At 65.5% G+C, this 17,741-nt stretch carries 16 protein-coding genes, 1 tRNA gene and 1 pseudogene; 12 read left to right on the top strand and 6 right to left on the bottom strand.

Annotated elements, in window-relative coordinates; all coding sequences use genetic code 11:
• Positions 1 to 4: 4 nt before the first annotated feature.
• From NGB94_RS03335 to NGB94_RS03320, 4 genes are all read right to left on the bottom strand, one after another.
• On the bottom strand, positions 5 to 415 hold the full coding sequence (locus tag NGB94_RS03335) for a universal stress protein (RefSeq protein ID WP_325789070.1): 411 nt from the start codon (positions 413 to 415) through the stop codon (positions 5 to 7).
• Positions 408 to 1,889, bottom strand: a complete 1,482-nt coding sequence (locus tag NGB94_RS03330) for an APC family permease (RefSeq protein WP_418910597.1) — start codon at positions 1,887 to 1,889, stop codon at positions 408 to 410. Before NGB94_RS03330 ends, NGB94_RS03335 begins: the two co-directional genes overlap by 8 nt.
• Positions 1,890 to 1,998: 109 nt before the next feature.
• Positions 1,999 to 3,294: a hemolysin family protein gene (locus NGB94_RS03325; RefSeq protein ID WP_325789069.1), complete on the bottom strand. Its 1,296-nt coding sequence runs from the start codon at positions 3,292 to 3,294 to the stop codon at positions 1,999 to 2,001.
• A gap of 146 nt (positions 3,295 to 3,440) precedes the next feature.
• Positions 3,441 to 3,524: transfer RNA gene (locus tag NGB94_RS03320), tRNA-Leu, on the bottom strand.
• Between the two features lie 199 nt (positions 3,525 to 3,723).
• Between NGB94_RS03320 and NGB94_RS03315 the strand changes: the two genes are divergently transcribed.
• Both NGB94_RS03315 and NGB94_RS03310 read left to right on the top strand, forming a co-directional pair.
• Entirely contained in the window at positions 3,724 to 5,025 is a 1,302-nt protein-coding gene (locus tag NGB94_RS03315; protein ID WP_325789067.1) for a M20/M25/M40 family metallo-hydrolase, read from the top strand.
• Between the two features lie 49 nt (positions 5,026 to 5,074).
• Positions 5,075 to 6,226 (top strand): acyl-CoA dehydrogenase family protein, encoded by a 1,152-nt coding sequence (locus NGB94_RS03310; protein WP_325789065.1) that lies wholly within the window; start codon positions 5,075 to 5,077, stop codon positions 6,224 to 6,226.
• 14 nt (positions 6,227 to 6,240) lie between these two features.
• Here NGB94_RS03310 and NGB94_RS03305 read toward each other — a convergent pair whose 3' ends face one another.
• A complete protein-coding gene (locus NGB94_RS03305; RefSeq protein WP_055242232.1) occupies positions 6,241 to 6,474 on the bottom strand; it encodes a DUF5703 family protein in 234 nt (77 codons plus the stop codon).
• A 41-nt stretch (positions 6,475 to 6,515) separates the two neighbouring features.
• Here NGB94_RS03305 and NGB94_RS03300 point away from each other — a divergent pair.
• The 3 genes and pseudogenes from NGB94_RS03300 to mshC all read left to right on the top strand — a co-directional run.
• Positions 6,516 to 6,761 (top strand): annotated as a pseudogene (locus NGB94_RS03300) (hypothetical protein); the annotation flags it as partial.
• 177 nt (positions 6,762 to 6,938) lie between these two features.
• The gene (locus NGB94_RS03295; RefSeq protein ID WP_325789063.1) at positions 6,939 to 7,763 is read left to right on the top strand and encodes an undecaprenyl-diphosphate phosphatase; all 825 of its coding nucleotides are present in this window, start codon (positions 6,939 to 6,941) and stop codon (positions 7,761 to 7,763) included.
• Positions 7,764 to 7,821: 58 nt separating this feature from the next.
• Positions 7,822 to 9,114 (top strand): cysteine--1-D-myo-inosityl 2-amino-2-deoxy-alpha-D-glucopyranoside ligase, encoded by a 1,293-nt coding sequence (gene mshC, locus NGB94_RS03290; protein WP_325789062.1) that lies wholly within the window; start codon positions 7,822 to 7,824, stop codon positions 9,112 to 9,114.
• A 65-nt stretch (positions 9,115 to 9,179) separates the two neighbouring features.
• Here the strand turns inward: mshC and NGB94_RS03285 are convergent, their stop codons facing one another.
• Complete coding sequence (locus NGB94_RS03285; RefSeq protein ID WP_325789061.1) at positions 9,180 to 10,061, bottom strand: PAC2 family protein; 882 nt, start codon at positions 10,059 to 10,061, stop codon at positions 9,180 to 9,182.
• Between the two features lie 101 nt (positions 10,062 to 10,162).
• Here NGB94_RS03285 and NGB94_RS03280 point away from each other — a divergent pair, with 101 nt between their 5' ends.
• The 7 genes from NGB94_RS03280 to prcB all read left to right on the top strand — a co-directional run bounded on the left by NGB94_RS03280 (position 10,163) and on the right by prcB (position 17,738).
• The gene (locus tag NGB94_RS03280) at positions 10,163 to 10,885 is read left to right on the top strand and encodes an HAD family hydrolase (RefSeq protein ID WP_325789059.1); all 723 of its coding nucleotides are present in this window, start codon (positions 10,163 to 10,165) and stop codon (positions 10,883 to 10,885) included.
• Positions 10,882 to 12,039 carry a site-2 protease family protein gene (locus NGB94_RS03275; RefSeq protein WP_325789058.1) on the top strand — a complete coding sequence of 386 codons (1,158 nt, stop codon included), beginning with the start codon at positions 10,882 to 10,884 and terminating at the stop codon, positions 12,037 to 12,039. The genes NGB94_RS03280 and NGB94_RS03275 overlap by 4 nt, the downstream gene beginning before the upstream one ends.
• A gap of 63 nt (positions 12,040 to 12,102) precedes the next feature.
• Positions 12,103 to 13,164, top strand: coding sequence for a tRNA (adenine-N1)-methyltransferase (locus tag NGB94_RS03270; RefSeq protein ID WP_325789057.1), 1,062 nt, complete (start codon positions 12,103 to 12,105; stop codon positions 13,162 to 13,164).
• A 169-nt stretch (positions 13,165 to 13,333) separates the two neighbouring features.
• Positions 13,334 to 15,046, top strand: coding sequence for a proteasome ATPase (arc, locus tag NGB94_RS03265; RefSeq protein WP_325789123.1), 1,713 nt, complete (start codon positions 13,334 to 13,336; stop codon positions 15,044 to 15,046).
• A gap of 14 nt (positions 15,047 to 15,060) precedes the next feature.
• Positions 15,061 to 16,653, top strand: a complete 1,593-nt coding sequence (gene dop, locus NGB94_RS03260; RefSeq protein WP_325789055.1) for a depupylase/deamidase Dop — start codon at positions 15,061 to 15,063, stop codon at positions 16,651 to 16,653.
• A gap of 50 nt (positions 16,654 to 16,703) precedes the next feature.
• Positions 16,704 to 16,910 carry a ubiquitin-like protein Pup gene (locus NGB94_RS03255; protein WP_325789054.1) on the top strand — a complete coding sequence of 69 codons (207 nt, stop codon included), beginning with the start codon at positions 16,704 to 16,706 and terminating at the stop codon, positions 16,908 to 16,910.
• A 3-nt stretch (positions 16,911 to 16,913) separates the two neighbouring features.
• Entirely contained in the window at positions 16,914 to 17,738 is an 825-nt protein-coding gene (gene prcB, locus NGB94_RS03250; RefSeq protein ID WP_325789053.1) for a proteasome subunit beta, read from the top strand.
• The last annotated feature ends 3 nt before the right edge of the window (positions 17,739 to 17,741 follow it).

Raw genomic sequence — 17,741 nt, 5'->3', positions numbered from 1 at the left:
AAAACTATTGTCCGGCTTTGACGCAGAGGACCGGGCAGGGCGCCTCCAGGAGCACCCGCTGGGCGGTGCTTCCAAGGATCAGCTTTCCCACCGGTGTGCGGTGGCGCAGGCCGACGACGATCAGCCGGCCGTCGTTCAGCGCCGCTGCGGAGAGAATCTCCTCGGCCGGGTCGTAGTCGCCTTCCGGATGGATGATCATATAGTCCGCCCCGGCTGCCTCCAGCTCCGCCGTGATGGCGTCAAGCTCACCGGATGCGTCCTCTCCATGGCTGTGCCCGTGTCCCAGCCCCCTGCCGGTAGTGCGCACGTTGACAAGAACCAGCCTGTCCTTGAACAGGGCCGCCTCGCGCCGGGCGTGGGCAAGGGCGGCTGCGCCCTCCGGCGCCGGGACGTAGCCGACGATGACGCTAGCCATGGAGTTCCTCCGGATCAGTAAAGCGGGTGCGCTTGGCCTTCACCCCGCGGTTCCACAGCCAGGTGAAGAACCAGAGCACGACGCCGATGGCCAGCAGGATGCCGGCGATTGAATACTCGATCGGGTCCTGCGCCCACGGACCTACCAGGAAGGCGCAGCTCAGTGCCCCGATCCAGGGCATGATCCCGGGGGACCTGAACGTCTTGCGTCCCGGACCATGCCCGCCGGCGGGATCTTCGCCCTCCACCGGATCGGGCGGGGATTTGCGCAGCACCAGGCACGCTATGTTCACGACCGTAAAGACACACAGCAGCAGCAGTGCGGTCGTCCCGCCAAGGGCGGAAACCGTATCGGCGCCCATCACGTTGGTAACGAGGACGATCACGCCGATTGCAATCAGTGTGGTGAAGACAACCGATGCCCACGGGGTCCGGCGTCCGGGGAGCACCAGCGCCAGCGGGCGCGGCAGCACCTCCTGCTTGGACATGCCGTAAAGAAGGCGGCTGGCCATGAGCATATTGATCAGCGCTGTGTTCGCTACCGCGAAGATCGACAGGAACGGGTAGAAGACGTCGATGGGGAAGTCCGGCGCGCCGGCCTGCACCACCTCCAGCAGCGGCGTCTGGCTCTCCGAAAGCTGTCCCACGGGGACCACCGCAACAGCTGCTACGGACACCAGAAGGTAGATAAAGACCGTTATGCCCAGGCCGGTGAGCATCACCTTGGGAAAAATGCGCGCCGGGTCGCGGGTTTCCTCGGCCATGTTCACGCTGTCTTCGAATCCAACCATGGAAAAGAAAGCCAGGGACGTTGCTGCCGTCAGAGCAAGGAAAATGGATTTCCCGCCCTCCGTTTCAAAGACCACAGTCCGGGAGAAATCCACGTTTCCCTGCCCCATGGCCCAGAAGCCGATTCCAATGACGATCAGCAGGCCGGTGAGCTCCACGACCGTCAGGAAGACGTTGAATTTGATGCTTTCGCCTACGCCCCGGAGGTTGATGAGTGCCAGGAGGACCATGAATCCAACGGCTATGGCCGTGACGCCGAACTGTCCCCAGCCAAGACCGAACCCCACCAGGAAGTTCTCGGCGAGGAACTTGGCCGCGGTTGACGCGGATGTGATGCCCGAACACAGGACGGCGAAGGTAACCAGGAACGTCAGGAAGTGAATACCGAAGGCCTTGTGCGTATACAGCGCGGCTCCTGCCGCCTGGGGGTACTTGGTCACCAGTTCCAGGTAGGACAGCGCGGTGATCGTGGCGACGGCGAAGGCGATGAGGATAGGCGCCCACGCCGCCCCGCCGATTTCCCCGGCAATCCGGCCCGTCAGCGCATAGACGCCCGTGCCCAGGATGTCACCGACGATAAACAGCAGCAGCAGCTTGGTCCCCATCACCCGCTTAAGCTGTGGACCGTCTCCGGACCGCGGCACGCCGCCGGTAGCCGTTCCCTCGCTTCCACCGGGTGAGCTCATGCCCGGTATTCTGCGCGTGTCCGGCACAGCCCTGCAATGCGCAGGACAGTTTTCCGGTCACCGGGCCGGTAATCGTCTGTTACGGGCGCGGGCGGGCGCAGCCGGACAGCTAGCTGGAGGCCGGATCGGGGATCACACGGACGGACCGGATGCGGTGGTGTTCGACGTCCTGGACTCGGAGCTTCCCTCCGGGAGCCGCGACGGTATCGCCAGGGACAGCCATGCGTCCCAGCCGTTCCAGGATGTACCCGGCTACGGTTTCGTACTGGCCCTCCGGCAGCGCAATCCCTGTGAGCCGGTCAAATTCCTGCAGGATCAGTCCGCCGTCCACCACAAGCTCACCTTCCAGATCCAGATGCCGGTCCTCGGGGTCCTTGCCGGTGTCGTACTCGTCGTAGATTTCCCCGACAAGTTCCTCCACCAGGTCCTCGAGCGTCACGATGCCGTCGGTTCCGCCGTATTCGTCGGCGACGACGGCGATGTGGCTGTTCTCCCGGCGCATCCTGGACAGGGTGGGAAGCACGGTGGCGGTGCCAGGCAGGAAAAGGATTGGTCGGACGATATCGCGGAGCCTGGTCCGGGAAGCAGAGCCGGGGTGGCCCAGCAGATCCCTGACATGGACAAAGCCCAGGACGTCATCGGGGGAGTCGGCGATTACGGGGTAACGCGAGTACGGCAGGACGTGGACTGCTTCACGTGCCTGGGCAACCGTCAGCTCCGCCTGGAGGAACTGGACCTGGGGGCGGGGCCGCATGACTTCCTGGAGCAGCCGCTGCCCCGCACCGAAGACGTCCGCAAGGATGCTCCGGCTTTCATCTGCCAATACCGGGCTGGCCTTCACCATTTCAAGCAGTTCCTGCTGGGAGATGGGCACGTTCTTCAGGTTCGGGTCCCCGCCCAGGGCACGTACGACGCCGTTGGTCGAGACGGAGAGCAGCTTGATGACCGGACGCATCACGGTGGCAAACACTGACAGCGGAGGTGCCAGGGCCCGGACAAACCCCTCCGCGTTCTGCATGGCGAGGCGCTTGGGCACGAGTTCGGAGAACACCAGCGACAGGTAAGCCACAACCAGGGTCATGGCGATGAAGGCCGCAGTCTGGGCCGCTGCGGCATTAAGCCCCCAGCTCTCCAGCACGGGGGAGACGGCCGGAGCCAGGGCTGACGCACCGTACGCGGCGGAAAAGAAGCCGGAGAGGGTGACGCCGATCTGGATTGCGGAGAGGAAGAGGTTGGGATTACGTGCCAGGGAGGCAATTTTCGCTCCCCTCCGGCCTGATGCCTCCAGGCGGAGCATCTGCCCCTCGCGGAGCGACACCAATGCCATTTCCGCCCCGGCGAACAGCCCGCCCAGCAGGACAAAGAACAGCACCAGGATCACATTAAGGAAGCCGCTGCCGTCCATACTGCGAGGGTACCAAGCCGGTGCGGGCACCACAGGGCTGGCAGTCAAGGCAGGTGTGATGAGGTCCACATATGCAGCTGCTGGTTAAAACCAAAACACCCCGGTCCGCAGACCGGGGTGTTTCGCGATGTCCAGGACATCTGTTGTGCGCGGAGGGGGACTTGAACCCCCACCCTCAATAAGAGGACTAGCACCTCAAGCTAGCGCGTCTGCCATTCCGCCACCCGCGCTTAGGTGTCTTCCGAAGAGCGGTTTTTGTTCCGTTTCTTCGTTTGCAACGGGAAAAACTCTAACACGGTTTCCACGTGAACAACGAATCGGCGTTTTGCGGGCCAACTATTACGGGACATGCGCCGGAACAAAGATCCACCCGGAGACCCGCGAATGGCTAGGCTGGGCCGTAAAGCTGCCCAGCAAGGAGAGAGCCGCATGAGCATCCGCGCCGAAGACGAAGTAGCCCGCATCTGCCGGGACCTGATCCGCATCGATACCTCCAACTACGGAGACGGGTCCGGTCCGGGGGAACGAGGGGCAGCAGAGTACGTTGCCGCCCTCATCGAAGAGGTTGGACTGAAAGCGGACGTCTTCGAATCCGCGCCGGGCCGGGCGTCAGTGGTCACCCGGATGTCCGGCACCGATTCCTCGCTGCCCGCACTGGTGGTCCACGGTCACCTGGACGTGGTGCCCGCCCAGAAGCAGGACTGGACAGTGGACCCGTTCAGCGGCGAAGAGCGTGACGGCCTCATCTGGGGCCGCGGCGCCGTCGATATGAAGGACATGGACGCCATGATCCTTGCCGTGATGCGGGAGATGGCCCGCACCGGCACCCGCCCGCGGCGGGACATCATCTTTGCTTTCTTCGCTGATGAGGAAGCCGGCGGAACCTACGGCGCCGGGTGGGCCGTGGAGAATCGTCCGGAGCTGTTCGAGGGAGCCAGCGAAGCCATTTCCGAGGTGGGCGGTTTCTCGGCAACCATCGGCGGACGGCGGACCTACCTCCTGCAGACCGCAGAAAAAGGCATCTCCTGGCTGCGCCTGAAAGCCCACGGCCGCGCCGGACACGGCTCGCAGATCAACACCGACAACGCCGTCACCCGCCTCGCCGGGGCCGTTGCACGCATTGGCTCCTACGAATGGCCGATTGAACTCACGGACACCACCCGCGCTTTCCTGGACGGCGTCACGGAACTAACCGGCGTCGAGTTCGACCCGGAGAACCCCGAAAAGCTGCTGGCGGAGCTCGGGACGGTGGCACGCTTTGTCGGTGCCACCCTGCAGAACACCGCCAACCCCACGCTGCTGGAGGCAGGCTACAAGCACAACGTCATTCCCGGCACGGCTGAAGCGTTCATCGATGCCCGGACACTCCCCGGACAGGAAGAACAGCTGCTGGAGATCGTGAAGTCGCTGGCGGGCGAGGGCATCGACGTCAGCTACGAACACAAGGACGTGTCCCTGGAAGTTCCTTTCGCCGGCAATCTCGTGGACTCCATGGTGGCGGCGCTGCAGGCTGAAGACCCCGGTGCCCCGGTGCTTCCCTACACGCTGTCCGGCGGCACCGACAACAAATCCCTCTCCCGCCTGGGAATCACCGGATACGGGTTTGCACCACTGCGCCTGCCCGAGGACCTGGACTTCACCGGCATGTTCCATGGCGTGGACGAACGGGTACCGGTCGACTCGCTGAAGTTCGGAACGCGGGTTCTGGGCCGGCTGCTGCGGGGCTCATAGGTCCCTGCCCCGTCCCCGCCCCGAGTGTTAGTGAAAGGAAACTGTTTTGATGTCCCCCGAAGAAATCCTGCCGCCCGCCCTCCTTGAAACGCTGCGCGGCCGCGCAGCGCAGTATGACCAGGACAACGCATTTTTCACGGAAGACCTCGAGGACCTGCGCAGCGCCGGATACCTGACGCTCTTCACGCCGAAGGATGCGGGCGGCCTGGGCCTGGACATCCCCGCCGTCGTGAGGTGCCAGCGCCGCCTGGCCGCGGCCGCCCCGGCAACCGCCCTGGCCGTCAACATGCACCTGGTCTGGTGCGGCGTGGCACACCTGCTGTCCCTGCGCGGGGACAATTCCCTGTCCTTCGTCCTTGACGAGGCAGCCAGGGGCGAGCTGTTTGCGTTCGGCATCTCCGAACCGGGCAATTCAGCGGTCCTTTTCGATTCGAAGACCGAGGCCGTCCCACAGGACGGAGGCGGGTACGCCTTTACCGGCCGCAAGATCTTCACGAGCCTGTCCCCGGCGTGGACCCGGCTGGGCATCTTCGGCAAGGACACGTCCGGCCCCGGCGATCCCCAGCTGGTTTTCGGCTTTGCCGACCGCAGCACACCGGGCATCACGTCCCTCGATGACTGGAACACGATGGGCATGCGGGCCTCGCAGTCCCGGACCACCATCCTGGAGAGCGCCGCCGTACCCGCCGAACGCATTGTGCGGCACACTCCCGTGGGACCCCACTCGGATGCTTTCGTATTTGGAATCTTCAGCCTCTTCGAGACACTTTTGTCCGCGGTCTACGCCGGCGTCGCCGAGCGGGCACTGGAGCTGGCCGCAGCTGCCGCGGAGAAGCGGAGCGTGCAGGGGCTGCCGGCCGCCCAGGATCCGCATACCCGCTGGCGTGTGGCGGACGCAGCCATCCGCCTGGACGGGGTGGTCCTGCAGCTCGACGCCGTGGCACGCGACCTTGAGTCGGGCACCGATCACGGTGCTTTCTGGTTCCCCAGGCTTTCCGGCCTCAAGCTGCGCACTACCGGCACCGCCCGGGGGATTGTCGAAACAGCCATGCAGGTGGCCGGGGGAGCGGGCTATTTCAGGGGCAGTGAACTCGAACGGCTCTACCGCGACGTGCTGGCCGGGATGTTCCATCCCTCAAGCGAGGACTCGGCCCATGACTCAATGGCCAGGTCCGTGCTGGGTCCGGTGGCTGAGGGCTGACATCGGGTCCCGGGCTAGACAGTGCGCGTCACCCGCATGATCTTCCGGCGCAGCCAGTATCGATGTGTTCCGCCGCGGTAGATGCGGGTCCGCTGCAGCTCCCACTTGCCGTATTCGGCGTGATCGGTGATGAGCCTGCGGGCATCCGGAAGGGACTCATGGGGTCCTACGGAGAGGACAAGATACTCATAGTCCTTGGCGGGAGCGGTCTTGAACGAGACGTCCGGTCTCAGAATTTGTTCTCGCATTTCCATCCCATTTTGCCTCCTTTGGGGCTAACGTCTAGTCCATGACCATAGATCCGCGCGTTGCACTCCAGTCCCTGGTTGCTGCCTTCGAAGAGCACCTCGCTGCTGCCGCCGCACGCCGCGGAGAAAAAGACCCGGCCGTGGAAGACGCGTACCTCGCCATCGCCGACGCCTTTGAGGTCTACGAAGAGGTCCTCTACGACGCCTACGGTGAAGTGACGCCGCTGGAGATCTACGACGACGAAGAAGCGCCGGACGAGGATCTCCTGGACGAAGATGAAGAGCTGCTCCGCAGGCCCGGCTTCGGAGTGGACAGCGAGTCGTACCCTTCCGGCACGGACACCGATTCCGGGAGCCCCGTGCCGCGCCCCGGCGGGTATCCGCAGACCCACAGCGACCGCTAGCCGCGCAGCCGGCGGCCACGCCTGGCATGCGGCAGGGCCGGTGTGCCCTAGAGTCGTAGGGTGAATTGGTTCGAAGCGATTTTCCTGGGCTTTCTTCAAGGCCTGACAGAGTTCCTGCCCATTTCTTCCAGCGCACACCTGCGCATTGCCGGAGAACTGCTTCCGGGGGCACAGGATCCCGGAGCGGCCTTCACGGCCATCACCCAGCTGGGAACCGAGACCGCCGTCGCTGTCTACTTCTGGAAAGACATCGTCCGGATCGTCAAGGCCTGGTTCGGGTCGCTGGCCGGACGTGTTCCGCGGTCTGACCCCGATGCCCGGATGGGCTGGCTGATTATCGTGGGAACCCTGCCGATTGTGATCCTTGGCCTGCTGTTCCAGGACCAGATCGAATCAACGTTCCGCAGCCTGTGGATCGTGGCGACCATGCTGATCGTCTTTGGCGTGATCCTCGCCGTCGCCGACGCCGTAGGAAAACAGCAGCGCACCCTGGACAAGCTCACCTATAAGCACGGCATCCTCTACGGTTTTGCCCAGGCGCTGGCCCTCATCCCCGGAGTCTCCCGTTCCGGCGGAACCATCACCGCCGGCCTGCTCATGGGGTATACCCGTGAAGCCGCCGCGCGCTACGCATTCCTGCTGGCCATTCCGGCCGTTTACGGCAGCGGCCTCTACCAGCTGGCCAAGTCCTGGGGAGACACGGGACCCTACGGCGGCGCAGAGACCGCACTGGCCACCGTGGTGGCCTTCGTCGTCGGATTCGTCATCATCGGCTGGTTCCTGCGCTACGTGTCCACCCGCAGCTACCAGCTGTTCGTCTGGTACCGCATTGGGCTCGGCGTGGCGATCTACATCGCCCTGGCCTTCGGTGTGCTGCAGCCCTGAGCTGGCTTCCTGCCGCCGCGGAAATGAACCAAGCCTGCCAAGTAAGTAGAGTGAATACGTGATCGCCTGGAAATCCCGCCCCCTTCCCGAACTGCCCGGACAATCCCCGGAACTGGTCCTCTTCGACACCGCGCTGCGCCGCACGGTACCTGTTGTCCCTGGCCCCGAGGCCGGCCTTTATGTCTGCGGAATCACCCCGTATGACGCCACTCACATGGGACACGCCGCCACCTATGTGGCCTTCGACCTGCTGAACCGACAGTGGCGGGATGCCGGGCACACCGTGAACTACGTCCAGAACGTCACCGACATTGACGACCCGCTGCTGGAACGTGCAAATGCCACGGGCGTTGACTGGACCGTACTGGCCAAGGAACAGACACAGCTCTTCCGTGAAGACATGGAAGCCCTCAACGTGCTGGCGCCGCGCAGCTATATTGGAGCCGTCGAATCCATTGAGTGGATCGTGCCGGTGGTCGAAGACCTCCTGGAGCGGGGAATCGCCTACCGCGTGCCGGGCACCGGAACCGAGCCCGACGGCGATGTCTACTTCTCCGTAGACGCCGCAGCAGCGGCAGCGCAGGACCGCGCTGACGCCTGGCACCTCGGCCAGGTGTCCAACCTGACGCCCGACCAGATGATGCCTGTTTTCGCTGAGCGCGGGGGAGACCCGGAACGGCCGGGGAAACGCAACCCGCTTGACGCCCTGCTCTGGCGGGTGGCCCGCAAGGGCGAACCGCTGTGGCCCGGCGGATCGCTGGGGGACGGACGCCCCGGATGGCACATCGAATGCTCGGTGATCGCCCGCAGGTTCCTTCCCGCCCCGTTCACAGTCCAGGCCGGCGGGTCGGACCTGGTGTTCCCGCACCACGAGATGAGCGCGGGCCACGCCTGGGCCTGCTCGGGCGAACCGCTGGCCCAGCACTATGCCCACGCCGGCATGGTCGGCCTTGACGGGGAGAAAATGAGCAAGTCCCTGGGCAACCTCGTCCTGGTGTCGAAGCTTCGGTCCGAAGGCGTTGATCCGGCCGCCATCCGCACTGTGCTCGCCGGGCACCACTACCGCTCGGACTGGTTCTGGACCGCCGAAGACCTGGCCCGCTCCGAAGAACGGCTCCGCCGTTACCGGCAGGCACTGCCCCTGACGGACTTGGAATCGGCCGAACAGCTGCTCAAGCAGATCCGTCTGTCCCTGGCCGACGACCTGAACGCCCCGGCAGCACTGGCGGCTGCTGACGACTGGGCAGGCCGCCTCCTCGACGCCGGAACTGCTGCGCCTGCTGCTGCAGCCGACGGTGCCGATCTGGCCGCGTCAGCCTTCGACGCGCTCCTGGGCATCACGCTCCGCTAGCTGGCTGGTTCCGGGGCTGGACTCCGCATCCTGATGCCCGCCCCGGAACCGGCAGATGCCGGGATCTAGTCCCGGCGGCGGCGCTTGAGGTAGCGCTCGAATTCGCGGGCGATCGACTCTCCGGTAGCTTCGGGAAGCTCAGCGGTGTCCTTGGCTTCTTCGAGCTGGCGGACGTACGCGGCGATCTCGGGATCTTCGGTGGCAAGTTCGTCCACGCCGCGTTCCCACGCCTCTGCTTCCTCAGTCAGCACCGAAGTGTCGATAGGGACCTGCAGCAGTTCCTCCATCCGGTGGAGGAGCGCCAGCTGGGCCTTGGGTGAGGGCGGCTGGCCCACGTAATGCGGTACGGCTGCCCACAGCGAGAGCGTGGGGATGTCTGCCAGTGCCGCCACCTCGGCCAGTACTCCAACGATTCCAATAGGACCTTCATACTCGGAAGGTTCCACATCCAGGTGAGACCGCAGGTCCTCCTCTTCGCAGGTGGCGGTAACCGGGATGGGCCGGGTGTGCGGGACATCCGCGAGGAGGGCGCCGGCAAGCACCAGGCAGTCCACATCCAGTTCCTTGGCGAGGCCGATGAGCTCGGCCGTATACGCTCGCCACTTGTACGAGGGCTCCACGCCGGTCACCAGGATGAGGTCCAGGTTGGATCCCGGCACCTCCGCCCGTGAAATCCGGGTGGTGGGCCACTTGATCCGCCGCTTGCCCGAGGAAGTCCGCTCTATCGCGGGCCGGGTGAACTGGAAGTCGTAGTACTCGTCGGCGTCGATCCCGGCAATCTTCTCGCTGTCCCAGTAGAGGGAAAGGAAGTTCAGCGCATCGGAGGCCGCTTCACCGGCGTCGTTCCAGCCTTCGAAGGCAGCAAGCATCACGGTCACCCGGTCGCCGGTGCCGCCGGCGAAGAAATCCTGAAGGCCCGCTGCCGGACTGTTTTCGGTATTACTCACGATTTCACCTTATGCCCCCGGCTGCGCACTGTCAGTCCCGCGCGCCGCCGGAGACCGGGCGCTGCGCAAGGATCCAGCGGCGTGCCACGTAGACTGGCGTTATGCCCCTGCCTGGAATTCCCGTCCCGCCGAACGTGCCCGAGTCTGCCCTGCAGGCCGTGTTCTGGGACCTTGACGGAACGATCGTGGATACCGAACCGTACTGGATCCAGGCAGAAAAGGACCTGGTCCGCGAACACGGCGGCACCTGGACGGACGAGGACGCCGTCGAACTCATCGGCCAGGCGCTGCCTTATTCCGCCCGGCGCCTGCAGCAGGCAGGTGTCAGCCTCAGCGTTGAAGAGGTCATCTCGGCGCTGACCGGAAAGGTCGCCGCCCGGATGACGCAGCAGGTCCCGTGGCGCCCGGGTGCGCGCGAGCTGCTCGAAGAGCTCGCCGCGGCAGGCATTCCGTGTGCCATGGTGACCATGTCCACCGGTCCGCTGGCGAAGCTTGTTGCAGGCCACCTCCCGGAGGGGACCTTCCGCCTGCTTGTGACGGGGGAGATGGTCGAGCGAGGGAAGCCGCATCCGGACCCCTACCAGCTGGCCTTCGAGCAGCTGGCCGCCGGTGTCCCAGGTCTTGAGAAAGAGCGCTGCGCGGCCCTGGAGGATTCCTTCCCCGGTTATACCTCCGCCCACGCAGCGGGGTTGTCCGCCGTGGCAATTCCGCATATCACGGCACTTCCGGCAGATCCGCAGCGCGTCCAGTGGGAAACCCTGGCCGGCCGGACCATCCGGGACCTCGAAGCCCTGGTTTCGGCAGGGGAAGGAGCCGCACGTTGAGCCAGGACCCAACACGGACCCGGCGCAGCGAAGGCATCCCCCTGGGCAGGATCGGCGGGGTACCGGTCACCTTGGCCTGGTCCTGGTTCGTCATCGCGGCAGTCATCGTCTTTCTCTTTGGTCCGCGGGTCGCCGCGGCGGTCCCCGGCCTGGGCACCGCGTCTGCCTACGCCGTCGCACTGGGTTATGCCCTGCTCCTGCTCTTTTCAGTCCTGGTGCACGAGCTGGCCCATGCGCTGACCGCGAAGGCATGGAACTGGCCCACCCCCAGGATCGTCCTGACCCTTTGGGGCGGCCATACCCAGTTCGGCGACGTGCGTGCCACCCCCGGGAAGTCACTCGTTGTGGCGCTGGCCGGACCCGCCGCCAACTTCCTGCTCGCACTGGCCGGGCTTGGGCTCCTGGTGTTCCTGGATCCCGGTACCGTGGGCCGGCTGCTGGCAGACATCTTCGTTTGGGCCAACCTCCTGGTCGCCATCTTCAACGTCCTTCCCGGACTGCCGCTGGACGGCGGCAGGATCGTAGAGACAATTGTCTGGAAAGCCACCGGGAGCCAGGACCGCGGAACGCTAGCCGCCGGCTGGGCCGGGCGCATCATCGCCGCCGCCCTGGTGGCGGCAATCGTCATTCCGCCGTTCCTCCAGGGCAGGACTCCGGACTTCAGCCTGCTGCTCATCACCGCCCTGGTGTCCGGATTCCTCTGGATGGGGGCCGGAGCGTCCATCACCAATGCCCGCATGCGGCTGCGGCTTCCGGCTGTCTCCGCCGCAGCACTCATGGAGCCTGCGGTACAGGTTCCCGCGGGTACGCCCGTCACTGACGTGCGGCAGGCCGCGGCAGCAGCCGGCCCCGGAACCGCACTGGTTCTGACTGCACCCACGGGGCAGCCGGAGGCGATAGTCGATCCCGGTGCGCTTTCCGCCGTACCCGAACATCTCGCCCCGCAGACCCCCGCCCACGCCGTCGCCCGCGCCCTGGCTCCCGGCGCCTACATTCCCGACGCCGCCAACGGCCAGGAACTCGTCGCCTACCTTTCAAAGCTGGAGGGCAGCGAGTACGCCGTAATCAACCGCGAGGGCACGGTCGTGGGACTGCTCCGGCAGGAAACCGTGGTTGCGGCCATCACCGGCAGGACCCCGCGCCGCCGTCCCTGACCGCCCCGGGCGGACAAACCAGATAAACCAGACAAACCCGTCAGACACGAAGGACAGCCACTCATGAACAACCCGGGTACCCCCGAAACACCAGCTGCGCACGGCGCGGAGATGCGCCGCGGCCCGCTGCGGCCCGGCGAACGCGTCCAGCTCACCGATGAAAAAGGACGCCGCAACACCATCACCCTGACCGAGGGCGGCGCGTTCCACACCCACCGCGGCTACCTTCCGCACGAGTCGGTCATCGGTGTTCCCGAAGGCACAATCGTCACGAACACGACCGGCCACCAGTACCAGGTACTGCGCCCCCTGCTCTCCGACTTCGTGCTTTCCATGCCCCGCGGCGCAGCGGTGGTGTACCCGAAGGATGCCGGCCAGATTGTGACGATGGCCGATATCTATCCCGGAGCCCGGGTAGTGGAGGCCGGCGTCGGTTCGGGCGCACTGAGCATTTCCCTGCTCCGCGCCGTGGGCGACAACGGATCGCTGCACTCCTACGAACGGCGCGAGGAGTTCGCTGATATTGCCCGCGGGAACGTGGAGACCTTCTTTGGCGGTCCGCACCCCGCGTGGGACATCACGCTCGGTGACTTCCAGGAGGAAGTTGTCCGGAACCAGGAGCCGGGCAGCGTAGACCGGGTGGTGCTGGACATGCTGGCGCCCTGGGAGTGCACCGACGCCGTCGCAACCGTCCTGGCCCCGGGCGGCGTGTGGATCTCCTACGTCGCCACCGTCACCCAGCTTTCCCGCACTGCCGAAGCCATCCGCGCCGACGGCCGCTTCACTGAGCCGGAGGGCTGGGAATCAATGGTCCGCGGCTGGCACCTTGAAGGCCTGGCTGTCCGCCCCGACCACCGCATGGTGGCCCACACCGGCTTCCTGCTCTCCGCCCGGCGGCTGGCAGAGGGAGCCACCGGACTGGTGGCCAAGCGGCGCGCCTCCAAGATGGACTTCAGCCAGGAAGACCTCAATGCCTGGACTCCCGCCGCTGTGGGGGAGCGCGAAGTCTCCGACAAGAAGCTCCGCCGGGCCGCCAAGGACGCCAGCTCCACCATCCAGCGCGGCGCACTGGCCAAAGCCGAACGGTTCCAGGAGGAGCACGGCAGCACCGGTCCGCAGGACTAGCCCGGCCTTACCCCGCCCCCTTATCCAGGCCGCGGCGAAACACAAGATGCCTCGCCCGGTGTATTGCGTGCGTCACTGCGTTATCGTCAAACGAAGGGACCAAAGCGATAAGGGTGGTCGAAAAATGGTTGATGCGGAAAACACCAGCGGGGCCTCAACGGGCGGCGGAATGGACGGCGGATACGGTAATGACGGCACTGAATCGCGGCAGCTGAACGTCCTTCGGGACAAGCTGCGGAACCTTGACCGCCAGCTCGCGGCGCTGACCCACAACAACGCCCGGCTGGTGGCCATGCTGGAGACGGCCAGGGCGGAGATTGTCCGCCTCAAGGACGCCCTCGAAAAAGAGGGGGCTACACCGTTCAGCTTTGGAACAGTGATTGCCGTCAATCCGCGGACGGAAGCGGCTCCGGGGGTGACCACCGCGGCCACCGTGCAGGAAAGCGTGGACATCATCCAGTCCGGACGCAAGCTGCGGGTGTCCGTGAGCCCCCTCCTGGACCTGGGGCAGATTGTCCCCGGCCAGGAAGTGCTGCTGAACGAGTCGCTGACCGTCGTCGCCGGACTCGGGTTCGAGAAGGCCGGGGAACTCTTCACCGTCCAGGAACTGCTGGAGGGAGACCGCGCCCTTGTAGTGGGGCGGGCCGACGACGAGCGGGTGGTCAGGCTCAACGGCCCGCTGGTCAAGGAAAAGGTGCGCGTAGGGGATGCCCTCACCGTCGATACGAGGATCGGCTACGCGCTGGAGAAAATCCCGCGCAGCGAGGTGGAGAACCTGGTCCTGGAAGAGGTCCCGGACATCTCCTACTCGGACATTGGCGGCCTCGGCCCGCAGATCGAACAGATCCGCGACGCTGTGGAACTCCCGTTCATGCACCCGGACCTCTACCGGGAGCACGGGCTCAAGGCACCGAAGGGCATTCTGCTGTATGGTCCTCCCGGCTGCGGCAAGACCCTGATCGCCAAGGCCGTGGCCCATTCCCTGGCCGCCCGGGTGCTGGAACAAACCGGGATGCCCGGCACACGCAGCTACTTCCTGAACATCAAGGGCCCGGAACTGCTGGACAAGTACGTGGGGGAGACCGAGCGCCACATCCGGCTCATATTCTCCCGGGCACGGGAGAAGGCTTCGGACGGAAGTCCCGTAGTGGTCTTCTTCGATGAAATGGACTCACTGTTCCGCACCCGCGGCACCGGTGTCTCCTCCGACGTCGAAACCACCATTGTTCCGCAGCTGCTCAGCGAGATCGACGGCGTGGAGAAGCTCGAGAACGTGATTGTGATCGGTGCCTCCAACCGGGAGGACATGATCGACCCCGCGATCCTCCGCCCGGGCCGGCTGGACGTGAAGATCAAGATCATGCGGCCCGACGCCGAAGGCGCGGGAGAGATCTTCGCCAAGTACCTCACGCCGGACCTGCCGCTGCACCGTGACGACCTCGCGGAGCACGGGTACGACCCGGTCGCCACGGTCAAGGAGATGATCCGCCGGACCGTGGAGAAGATGTACGCCGAGGACAAGTCCAACGAGTACCTGGAAGTCACCTACGCCAACGGCGACACGGAGATGCTCTACTTCAAGGACTTCAACTCCGGCGCCGTGATCCAGAATGTGGTGGACCGCGCCAAGAAGTACGCGATCAAGGACTTCCTGACGCTGCACCAGCGCGGCCTGCGCATTGAACACCTGATGCGCGCGGTGGTGGATGAATTCCGTGAGCACGAAGACATGCCCAACACGACCAACCCGGACGACTGGGCACGCATCTCCGGCAAGAAGGGCGAACGCATCACCTACATCCGGACGATCATCCAGGGCAAGGCCGGCCAGGAACCCGGCAGGACCATCGAAACTGCAGCCAACCCGGGACAGTATCTGTGACGGTCCGCAGGGTAATGGGCACGGAGACGGAGTACGGCGTGCTCGCTCCGGCCCTGCCGAACGCGAACGCCACGGTGCTCTCCAGCCAGGTAGTCAACGCCTACGCCGCCAGCGTCCGTGCCGGACTGGGCAACCTCACCGGCACGCGCTGGGACTACACGGACGAGGCACCCCTGAACGACGCCCGCGGGTACACAGTGCCCCGCACAGCGGCCGACCCTACCCAGCTCACGGACGCCCCGCCGGTGCTGGACGCCGAGCAGATTGCCATGGAGGGCGGAGGACCGTCGGCCCTCTACGGAGAGACGGAGGACAACTCCGTCCTGATGAACATGGTGCTGGGAAACGGCGCCCGGCTGTACGTGGACCATGCGCATCCCGAGTACTCCTCGCCGGAGACTACCAATCCGCATGACGCAGTGCTCTGGGACAAGGCGGGCGACGCCGTGGTGCTGACGGCAATGCGCCACATCGCGGCCACTCCCGGGTTCGCTCCCGTTCATCTGTACAAGAACAACACTGACAACAAGGGTGTTTCGTACGGCGCCCATGAGAACTATCTTGTCCCGCGCAGCGTGCCGTTCACCCGGCTTGTTGCCGGGCTGCTGCCGTTTTTCGTCTCCCGCCAGGTGATCTGCGGTTCCGGCCGCGTCGGGATCGGGACCAGCAACCAGCGCCAGGGCTATCAGCTGAGCCAACGGGCGGATTTCTTCGAAACCGAGGTGGGCCTGGAAACCACGATCCGGCGGCCCATCATCAACACCCGCGACGAACCGCACGCCGTCGCGGAGAAGTACCGCCGCCTCCACGTGATCATCGGCGACGCCAACCTCAGCGAGGTCTCGGCGCTGCTGAAGATGGGAACGACGTCGGCGGTCCTGTCCATGATCGAGGACGGCGCCGCGCCGCAGATCGAACTCCGCGATCCGGTAGGTTCCCTTCAGGCAATCAGCCACGACCCGACCCTCACCGCCCTGGTCGAGCTGAAGGACGGCAGGACCGTCACTGGGCTGGACCTGCAGGAAATGTACCTGGAGGCAGCGGCCGCCCACGCACGCAGGGAAGGCGGAGCCGACGCCGCTACGGAGGACATCCTGAGCCGCTGGACGTCGGTGGTGGGAACCCTCAAGAGGGATCCAATGTCCGCTTCCGCCCAGGTGGACTGGGTGGCCAAGCTGAGGCTGCTGGAGGCCTACCGGGACCGCGACGGCCTGGCGTGGAACGATGCGCGGCTGAACCTGATTGACCTGCAGTATTCGGACATGCGGCCGGAGAAAGGCCTGTACTACCGGCTGGCGGCCCGCGGACAGATGGAACGCATCCTGACCGACCAGCAGATCGCCGCCGCGGTGGCCCACCCGCCCGAAGACACCCGCGCCTACTTCCGGGGCCGGTGCATCACGCGTTTCCCCGCCGAGGTTATCGGGGCAAGCTGGGACTCGATTATCTTCGAGCTCCCGTCCCGCCGGCGGCTGCAGCGCATCCCCACCAGGGAACCGCTCCGTGGAACCAAGGAGCTTACGGGGGAGCTGTTCGATGTTTCCGCCGACGCGGAGGATTTTGTGACCCGTCTCCTGACCGGTCCGGAACCTACCGTGGCACCATAGGACCTAGGACACATTCCTCAGCACGGCGTCAGCCGGAAAGGGCAGGCATCATGGCAACCCAGGACCGCAGGAATACCGGATCACGTCCGCAGGAGGTGGAGGAGACCGAAGAGACCGCGCCTCCCGCCGCAGAGCCGGCGGAGCAGTCATCGGCCCAGACCGAAGGTGTTGACGACCTGCTGGATGAGATTGACGGCGTGCTGGAGAACAACGCCGAAGAATTCGTCCGCGGGTTCATCCAGAAGGGCGGTCAGTAGCGGATGGTGCCAACGGATCCTGCACGCACGGTGGCCGCAGAGGCGGGGTCATCCTTCAGCGAACACCTTAGCCGCCACCACCCCGAGCTGCTGCCTTCAGCCCGCAGGCTCGGAACAGCCCCCGCAGGATCGGCGTCGGCGGCAGCGCCGCAGGCCACCACCATCGTCTCGCTGACGTACGCCGGCGGTGTGCTCATGGCGGGGGACCGGCGGGCGACCATGGGCAACATGATCGCCAGCCGGCATATCCGCAAGGTCTTCCCCGCGGACAGCTATTCAGTTCTGGGCATCGCCGGAACCGCAGGCCTGGCCCTGGACATGATCCGGCTCTTCCAGGTCGAACTGGAGCACTACGAGAAAATCGAAGGCACGCCGATGAGCCTGGACGGCAAGTCCAACCGGCTCGCCGCCATGGTCCGCCAAAACCTTCCGCTGGCGCTGCAGGGCCTGGCGGTCATTCCACTCTTCGCCGGGTTCGACCTCGAACGGCACATCGGACGCATGTTCTCCTACGACGTCACCGGCGGACGCTACGAGGAGTATGAGCACCACAGCGTCGGCTCCGGCTCGGTCTTCGCCCGGGGAGCGCTGAAGAAGCTCTGGCGCCCCGGGCTGGACCAGGACGAAGCGGTCCGGATCGCCGTCGAATCGCTGTATGACGCCGCCGACGACGACTCCGCCACCGGAGGTCCGGACCTGGTCCGGCAGCTCTGGCCGGTGGTCTACGTGGTCAACGCTGCGGGCATGCGCGAGATCCCCGAACGGGAGCTGCACCAGCTCGCGGAGGACCTGGTCTCGCGCCGGTCAATCGCAGGACGGGAGGCGTAGGAG

The sequence above is a fragment of the Arthrobacter koreensis genome (assembly GCF_035792275.1).
GTDB lineage: Bacteria > Actinomycetota > Actinomycetes > Actinomycetales > Micrococcaceae > Arthrobacter_B > Arthrobacter_B koreensis_A.
The sequence above is the reverse complement of the archived record's forward strand: the minus strand, read 5'-3'. Positions and strand labels throughout refer to the sequence as shown.

What these genes read in the sequence shown, in the direction of transcription:
- NGB94_RS03335 (WP_325789070.1), bottom strand. Translation starts at nt 415, where the DNA reads ATGGCTAGCGTCATCGTCGGCTACGTCCCGGCGCCGGAGGGCGCAGCC.
- NGB94_RS03330 (WP_418910597.1), bottom strand. Translation starts at nt 1,889, where the DNA reads ATGAGCTCACCCGGTGGAAGCGAGGGAACGGCTACCGGCGGCGTGCCG.
- NGB94_RS03325 (WP_325789069.1), bottom strand. Translation starts at nt 3,294, where the DNA reads ATGGACGGCAGCGGCTTCCTTAATGTGATCCTGGTGCTGTTCTTTGTC.
- NGB94_RS03315 (WP_325789067.1), top strand. Translation starts at nt 3,724, where the DNA reads ATGAGCATCCGCGCCGAAGACGAAGTAGCCCGCATCTGCCGGGACCTG.
- NGB94_RS03310 (WP_325789065.1), top strand. Translation starts at nt 5,075, where the DNA reads ATGTCCCCCGAAGAAATCCTGCCGCCCGCCCTCCTTGAAACGCTGCGC.
- NGB94_RS03305 (WP_055242232.1), bottom strand. Translation starts at nt 6,474, where the DNA reads ATGCGAGAACAAATTCTGAGACCGGACGTCTCGTTCAAGACCGCTCCC.
- NGB94_RS03280 (WP_325789059.1), top strand. Translation starts at nt 10,163, where the DNA reads ATGCCCCTGCCTGGAATTCCCGTCCCGCCGAACGTGCCCGAGTCTGCC.
- NGB94_RS03270 (WP_325789057.1), top strand. Translation starts at nt 12,103, where the DNA reads ATGAACAACCCGGGTACCCCCGAAACACCAGCTGCGCACGGCGCGGAG.
- arc (WP_325789123.1), top strand. Translation starts at nt 13,334, where the DNA reads ATGGACGGCGGATACGGTAATGACGGCACTGAATCGCGGCAGCTGAAC.
- dop (WP_325789055.1), top strand. Translation starts at nt 15,061, where the DNA reads ATGGGCACGGAGACGGAGTACGGCGTGCTCGCTCCGGCCCTGCCGAAC.
- NGB94_RS03255 (WP_325789054.1), top strand. Translation starts at nt 16,704, where the DNA reads ATGGCAACCCAGGACCGCAGGAATACCGGATCACGTCCGCAGGAGGTG.
- prcB (WP_325789053.1), top strand. Translation starts at nt 16,914, where the DNA reads ATGGTGCCAACGGATCCTGCACGCACGGTGGCCGCAGAGGCGGGGTCA.